The organism is Sphingomonas sp. (assembly GCF_013816785.1).
Classification (GTDB): domain Bacteria; phylum Pseudomonadota; class Alphaproteobacteria; order Sphingomonadales; family Sphingomonadaceae; genus Sphingomicrobium.
On the sequence record NZ_JACDDV010000078.1, the window covers coordinates 1 to 6,913 of the forward strand.

Consider the following 6,913-nt stretch of genomic DNA (forward strand, 5'->3'; position numbering starts at 1 on the left):
GGGCGGCCCTGGCCGAAGCGGTGCGCCGCTTCACAGGGCCGGCGCCGACGCTCATCCTGTGCGGTCCTGGCAATAATGGCGGCGACGGCTATGTCGCGGCGCGCCACTTGGCCGCCTCGGGCTGGCCGGTTACCGTTGCGGCGTTAGCCGACCCAACGGCGGGTGCTGCCCAATGGGCAAGGGCGGGATGGGAGGGGGAGACGCATAGTTTCATGAACGTTGAACCGGCCCCAGTGTTAATTGACTGCTTGTTTGGGGCGGGTCTGGGCAGAGGCCTGGAAACAGCTGTTTCGGAGAAGTTTTCAAGGCTCGCTGAACAAGCCAGTGTGACCATCGCCTGCGACCTGCCCAGTGGGATTGCAACCGATGACGGCGAACTCCTCTCGCCAGTACCGGCGTTCGACATGACCGTCACTTTTGGCGCCTTGAAGCCGGCTCATCGGCTGATGCCCTCAATGTCGACAATCGGCCGCGTCGTGCTGGCCGACATTGGCATTGAAGTCGCCGGCGACTGGTTTGAAATCGGCGCACCACAACTCCCGCCGTTGAAGGCTGACGGCCATAAATATGATCGCGGCTTGGTCCATTGCCTGGCCGGCCAGATGCCTGGCGCGATCGCACTTGCCGCCGAGGCCGCTGCGCGAGCGGGAGCGGGCTATGTCCGGGTCAGCACTTCACGCGCGCTCGACGGATTGCCAGCGGCCATCGTCCAGACCGACACTGCCCAGATCAACGATCCGCGCATAGGCTGCATTCTGGTCGGGCCGGGGCTGGGCGATATTCCGCCTGTGCTGACGCTGGCGCTGACCACGCCGCGGCCGATCGTCATCGACGCCGACGCGATTGGCCTGGTCGGCGAACCCGAACGGCTGAGAGGGCACGACGTGATTCTCACGCCGCACGAGGGCGAATTCGCGAGGCTGTTTGGTCAGATTGAGGGCAGCAAGGCCGAGCGCGCCCTGGTTGCCGCGAAACGCAGCGGCGCGGTGATCGTATACAAGGGCGCTGATACGCTGGTCGCGGCGCCCGACGGCCGGATCGGCTTCGCGCCACCCGCGCCGGCTTGGCTTGCCAGCGCGGGCACCGGTGACGTGCTCGCCGGGATGATCGCCGCGATGCGCGCACGCGGGATGGAGTCATTTGATGCGGCTTGCGCGGGCGTCTGGGTCCACGGTCGTGCCGCGGAGGCGGCGGGGCCGGGGATGATCGCCGACGATCTGGTGGACGCCATCCCGCTCGCCCTGCCGTGAGCGATCCGATCGTCAGGATCGCGGCGCGAGGGGATGGAGTCAGCGCATCGGGCCGCCATGTCGCCCTCGCCGTGCCGGGCGATATTTTGCGGGAGGACGGCACGCTGCGCGAGGGGCCGGGTCATCAGTTGCCGCCATGCCGCCATTTTCCCATTTGCGGCGGGTGTCAGCTGCAGCATCTGACCGATTCTGCTTATGCGGATTATTGCGCGTCGCGAGTGACCGGGGCGCTCGCCCAGCATCGCTTGGAAACGGAAGTGCGAGCGCCGCATCTGTCGCCGCCGCGCACTCGGCGGCGCGCTTCGTTGCGCGCGATGAAAGCCGGGGGGCGTGTGCTGCTCGGCTTCAACGAGGCAGGCACCAAGCGCATCGTCGATCTCGCAGAATGCCACATATTGCAGCCGGAGCTGTTTGCACTGCTGGCGCCGCTGAGGGGGCTGCTCGCGCCGATTCTGCCGGCCAAGCGGGTTGCCGAAATTCAGGTGACACGCGCCGATCAGGGTATTGATGTTGGGATCAAAGGCGTCGAGGTGACCGGCCTTGACGCGGTCGAGGCGCTGACCGGTTTTTGCGAGGCGCAGCGCCTGGCGCGGATGACGATCGACGAAGGCTATGGCCCCGAGGCGCGCTATGAGCCCCAGTCGGTGACCGTCACGCTTGCCGGGACTCCGGTCGCCTTCCCGCCGGGTGCCTTCCTGCAGGCGACGGCAGATGGCGAAGCCGCGCTAGTGGCGGCGGTGCGCGAGGCGGTAGATGGGGCAGGGCGGATCGCCGACCTTTTTTCGGGCCTCGGTACCTTCGCGCTATGGCTGGACGGCACGGTTTCGGCCGCCGAGGCCACGCGCGATGCGGTCCTGGCGCTGAATTCGACGGGCAAGGTCGAGGCGGTGCACCGCGATCTTTACCGGCGCCCGTTCGACTCCGGCGAGCTGGCCGCGTTCGACGCCGTGGTACTCGATCCGCCGCGCTCCGGCGCCGCCGAACAGATCCGCCAGCTTGCAACTTCGCCGGTGCCAAGAATCGCTTACGTCAGCTGCAACCCCGCGACCTTCGCGCGCGACGCCGAGATGCTCGCGGGCGGCGGCTATCGCCTGCTCTGGGCGCGTCCGGTCGGGCAGTTCCGCTGGTCGACCCATGTCGAACTGGCCGCTGCATTCAGCCGCTAGATCAACCCGCAGTCATGCGCGATCCGCGCCGCCGCGTGCACCGTCAGGCCAAGCAGGCACAGCGACGCGAGCGCGAACAGGGGAAAGCGAATGGCGACGATGTTGACGGTGCATTGCACGATGCTGTGCAGCACCCGGAAACCGACATAGCCCCAGGCGAGCCAATAATTGATGCCCCCGCCCATATCCATCAGGGCGAGCGTTAACGCGATCGCATAGAAGATGGTCGGTTGTTCCATCAAATGGTTGTAATTGTGGGACGGCCACTGCGCCTCGTCGGGGGCTTTGCCGTCGAGGTTTGCCCCGCGGGAGCCGCGCGGGATGGTCCCCCAAGTGAGGCCCATCTGGGCAAAGGCGCGGCGCCGCACGACTGCCATCCACACCATGATGACCATCGTCCACGCGACCAGCGCAACGACCGGTACGAGAATTGGGCTGTATTCCATGAATGACCTCCCCTGTTTCAACGGGAAGGTGCGTCAGTTCATTTCGCTTGGCAATCGAGTCAGTCGAACAATTTGGCGAAACGCCGTTTGGTGCGGGTCTTCCATGCGCCGCGGTGCCAAGCGTCGCTGGCGAGCAAAGGCAGGACCGAGGTCGCCTCGGCGTACACCATCTGCTCAAGCGCGGTCGACACCTTGCCCCAGCTGGCCGCTTCCTGAAGCGTCGACGAGGAGCAGGCGCCGTCGCGGACATCGGCGACGGTGATTTGGACGGCATATTTGTGGACCTCGACATCCTCGTGACCGAGGATCTCGGCGCAGACGACGGTGTCCTGCGCGAAATTCTTGGGCACCCCGCCGCCGATCATGAGGAGGCCGGTGGTGCCCGCCTTGATCTTGATGTCGGTCAGCTCGCGGAAGTCGGCGATCGAGTCGAGGGTCATATAGTGACCGCCGCGCTTCATCGCGTCGACCTGATGCTTGACCAAGCCAAAGCCGGCCGAGCTATCGGTGAATGCCGGGCAGAAAATCGGCACGTCATGCTCGCAGGCGAGCTTGACCAGGCTGTTATCCTTCTTGCCATTCTCGACCAGCCACTTGCCCATTTCGCGGATGAAGGCGCGTGACGAATAGGGACGCGGCTCCAGGCTGTCGGCGATCTTGCCGACAGTGAAGTCGCAATCCTGGAGCGAAATCTCGTCGATATAGGTGTCGTAAATGCGGTCGATGTAGAGAGAGCGCAACGTGTCATCGTCAGGAATTTCAAGCGCTTGATAATGTTTGTGGCCAAGTGCTTCGAAGAAATCCATGTCGACGATCGCCGCCCCCGTGGCGACAATCGCGTCGACCATGTTCGAGCGCACCAGCTCGGCGTATAAATCCATGCAACCGCCGGCCGAGGTAGACCCGGCGATGACCAGGATCACGGCGCAATTCGGGTCGGCCAGCATCTGGTTGTAGAGATCGGTCGCGCGCGCCAGGTCGCGACTGGTGAAGCTCATCTTGCCCATCGCTTCGACGATCGGGCGGGCGTCGAAGCTGGTGATGTCGATATGCTCGACTTCGTGGCTCAGAAGCTCGGCCTTGCGGCGATCGTTGATCGCGCTGTCGTCGGCGGTTTTGATGAGCATCTCGGTGGTCATGTTCATACTCCGATAGTTCCCCTCCCGTTCGCGGGTGAGGTTAGGGGAGGGACTGTTTTATCGACACGCGAAAAGAAAGGGCACTCCCTCCCCTCGATCCCTTCCCGCGAGCGGGAGGGGAGGGATTAGAGCGTCACGACCTTGGAACGCCGAGCCGGCTCGGCCGCTCCATAGAGGGTGGCCATCGGCTCGTCGTCGACAATTACCGGATTTCCGACCCCGAAGCCGTTGAAGCCGGTGCGCATCGCGCAGCCATAGGCGCCCAGCATCCCAACCTCGATGTAATCGCCCGGCTGAACGTCGGCAGGAAGATCGAACGGCCCCGCCATATAGTCGAGGTCATCGCAGGTCGGACCGTAGAAGCTGAACTCTATGTCGCGCGCGTCCGACGGCCGATCGCGGGCCAGGCGGACCGGGTAGCGCCAGCCGATGTGGGCGGCGTCGAACAGCGCGCCATAAGCGCCGTCGTTGATGTACAATTCCGCGCCGCGGCGCTTTTCGACACGAACCAGCACGCTGGCATATTCGGCGCACAGCGCGCGGCCCGGCTCGCACCATAGTTCGGCCGAATAGCTGATCGGCAGCGCTTCATAAGCGTTGGAAATGACGTCGAAGTAGTTTTCCAGCGCGGGCGGCTCCATCCCCGGATACCAGCTGGGAAAACCGCCGCCGACGTCGACGATATCGACCGTCACAGCCGCCCCGACGATCGCGTCGCGAACCCGGCTAAGCGCCTCGGTATAAGCGGCGGGGCTCATCGCCTGGCTGCCGACATGGAAGCAGATGCCCATCGCGTCGGCCGCCTGACGCGCGGCGAACAGCAGCCGCGTCAACTCTCCCGGCTCGGCGCCAAACTTCGACGCCAGGCTGAGCTTGCTGTGATCGGACGACACGCGGATTCGTACTAACAAGCTGAGATCGGTCGCGCCGCGGGTGGCGCGCATGATCTTGTCGAGCTCCTCGAGCGTGTCGAGGCTGAACGTCTTTACGCCGTGGGTGAAATAAGCTTCCTCGATCGCTTCCTCGGCCTTGACCGGGTGCATGAAGCATAAGGTCGCCTGCGGGAGCGTCTCGGCCACCAGGCGCACTTCACCGAGCGAAGCGACGTCATAATGCGTCACGCCCGCGCCCCACAGGATGCGAAGCAAATCCGGCGAGGGATTGGCCTTGACCGCATAAAGCGACTTGCCCGGAAACTTCTCGACGAAGAAGCAGGCGGCGCGCGCAGCGGCGTGCGGACGAAGCAGCGTGACCGGCTGGATCGGGCGGCTCATGGCGATCGCGGCAGCGGAGCTGCCGTCAGGGGCTTTCGCTAGCCCCAGCGCGCGATTTGGCTTGTGCAACTCAAGGGACCTCCAACTGTCTGTTCGAGAAAAGCTGCCTTGCGGTTGGAAGTCCCATGGGGCAGCGGAGGCGCTACATATGGTTGCCGGCCCTCCATGTAAAGTTTTTTTGAACCAAGGACGGACCGCCGCCAGGCCGATTGGGCTTCACCAGGGCTCGGTTCGTCGGAAAACAAAGGAGAACAACGGCTTGTCTGACGCTTTGCTGGTCACCCGCGATGATGTCCTCGCCGCCGCCGAACGGATCGCCGGCTTAGTCATACAAACCCCGCTGATCGAGACGCGGATTTTGGGGCAAAAGCTGTGGTTCAAATGCGAATGTCTGCAGACCGGCGGCGCGTTCAAATTGCGAGGGGCGAGCAACCGGCTGCTCCAGTTGAGCGCGGAGGAACGCAAGGCCGGCGTGGTCGCCTTTTCGTCGGGCAATCACGCCCGCGGCGTCGCCATCGCCGCGCGCCGGCTTAGTATCCCCGCGCTGATCGTGATGCCGTCCGACGCGCCGCAGGTAAAGATCGACTCAACTCGGGCGGAGGGCGCCGAAATCATCCTGTACGACCGCCGCACCGAGGATCGGATCGCCATCGCCGCCCGCATCGCAGCGGAGCGCGGGGCGGTGGTCGTGCCGAGCTTCGACGATGTCGCGATCGTCGCCGGGCAGGGGACCGCGGGGCTGGAAATATTGGACCAGCTGGCGGTAGCAGGTGAAGCGCCCCCGCGGCGAGTTGTTGTCCCCTGCGGAGGGGGCGGCTTGGCCTCAGGCATCGCGCTCGCCTGCCCCGATGCCGAAATCAACATCGTCGAGCCCGAGGGGTGGCACGACATGCGCCGGTCGCTTGAGCTCGGCCGCATCGTGCCAGTCGACGCCGACGCGCCGCCGACCCTGTGCGACGCGTTGCAGACAGCGGTGGTCTCGCCGATCACCTTCGGCATTCTTCAGGCTCGCAAGGCCACAGCCTTCGCCGTAAGCGAGTCGGAAGTCGCCGCGGCGGTCCGGTGGGCGTGGCGCGAGCATGAGCTGATCGTCGAGCCCGGCGGCGCGGTGGCGATCGCCGCTTTGCTGTCGGGAAGGATCATCGCCGCCGAGGGAACGGTGGCGCTGGTGTCAGGCGGGAACATCGAACCAGCGCTGCACGATGCGATTTTGAAGTGCTAAGACGGTGGCAGCAACCAGCAGCGGCCCCACGAAGCGGTCAGGCGAGCGCTGCGTGAAACAATTGCGCCAGCAACGTCGCGAGGATCAAGAACAGGCAGGTTAGCAAGTCGCGGCCCGGTGGGGAGGCCTAGCGGTACGTCACGCGGTCTAGCCCTGGGCGACGCGATATTCGCCCGGATCGACGTGAGCCGGCGAACTCCGCTCGACCGCGCGGGTCAACGCCTCGAGTTCGGCCGCGAGCGTCTGCAGCTCGGCGGCCAACGCCTTGGGATCTATTTTGGCGAGGTTGGCCGAAGCATCGAGCAGCGTGTCGAGCATCATCGCGATGCACGGCAGGATCGTTTCCTCGATCCGCTCGAACGCCTCTTCAAGGCGCGCCTGTTGCTGCTGGACATCGGGCATGGGCGACATCATGC

Annotated in this window: 7 protein-coding genes; 3 read left to right on the forward strand and 4 right to left on the reverse strand. The window is 64.9% G+C overall.

The window, feature by feature from the left end:
• The first annotated feature begins 8 nt into the window (after positions 1 to 8).
• The gene (locus tag H0W65_RS11745; RefSeq protein ID WP_294007798.1) at positions 9 to 1,250 is read left to right on the forward strand and encodes an NAD(P)H-hydrate dehydratase; all 1,242 of its coding nucleotides are present in this window, start codon (positions 9 to 11) and stop codon (positions 1,248 to 1,250) included.
• Positions 1,247 to 2,416: a class I SAM-dependent RNA methyltransferase gene (locus H0W65_RS11750; protein ID WP_294007786.1), complete on the forward strand. Its 1,170-nt coding sequence runs from the start codon at positions 1,247 to 1,249 to the stop codon at positions 2,414 to 2,416. Before H0W65_RS11745 ends, H0W65_RS11750 begins: the two co-directional genes overlap by 4 nt.
• On the opposite strand, the gene H0W65_RS11755 is transcribed toward H0W65_RS11750, so the two are convergent.
• The 3 genes from H0W65_RS11755 to H0W65_RS11765 form a co-directional block, all read right to left on the reverse strand.
• On the reverse strand, positions 2,413 to 2,862 hold the full coding sequence (locus H0W65_RS11755) for an MAPEG family protein (protein WP_294007788.1): 450 nt from the start codon (positions 2,860 to 2,862) through the stop codon (positions 2,413 to 2,415). The two genes, H0W65_RS11750 and H0W65_RS11755, sit on opposite strands and share 4 nt — an antisense overlap.
• 59 nt (positions 2,863 to 2,921) lie before the next feature.
• Positions 2,922 to 4,001 (reverse strand): deoxyhypusine synthase, encoded by a 1,080-nt coding sequence (locus H0W65_RS11760; protein ID WP_294007790.1) that lies wholly within the window; start codon positions 3,999 to 4,001, stop codon positions 2,922 to 2,924.
• Positions 4,002 to 4,126: 125 nt separating this feature from the next.
• Positions 4,127 to 5,275 carry a type III PLP-dependent enzyme gene (locus tag H0W65_RS11765; RefSeq protein WP_294007792.1) on the reverse strand — a complete coding sequence of 383 codons (1,149 nt, stop codon included), beginning with the start codon at positions 5,273 to 5,275 and terminating at the stop codon, positions 4,127 to 4,129.
• A gap of 259 nt (positions 5,276 to 5,534) precedes the next feature.
• On the opposite strand from H0W65_RS11765, the gene H0W65_RS11770 reads away from it, so the two are divergent.
• Positions 5,535 to 6,497, forward strand: coding sequence for a threonine/serine dehydratase (locus H0W65_RS11770; RefSeq protein WP_294007794.1), 963 nt, complete (start codon positions 5,535 to 5,537; stop codon positions 6,495 to 6,497).
• 147 nt (positions 6,498 to 6,644) lie between these two features.
• On the opposite strand, the gene H0W65_RS11775 is transcribed toward H0W65_RS11770, so the two are convergent.
• Positions 6,645 to 6,913, reverse strand: a 269-nt coding sequence (locus tag H0W65_RS11775; protein WP_294007796.1) for a hypothetical protein, incomplete at its 5' end; no start/stop codon positions are given.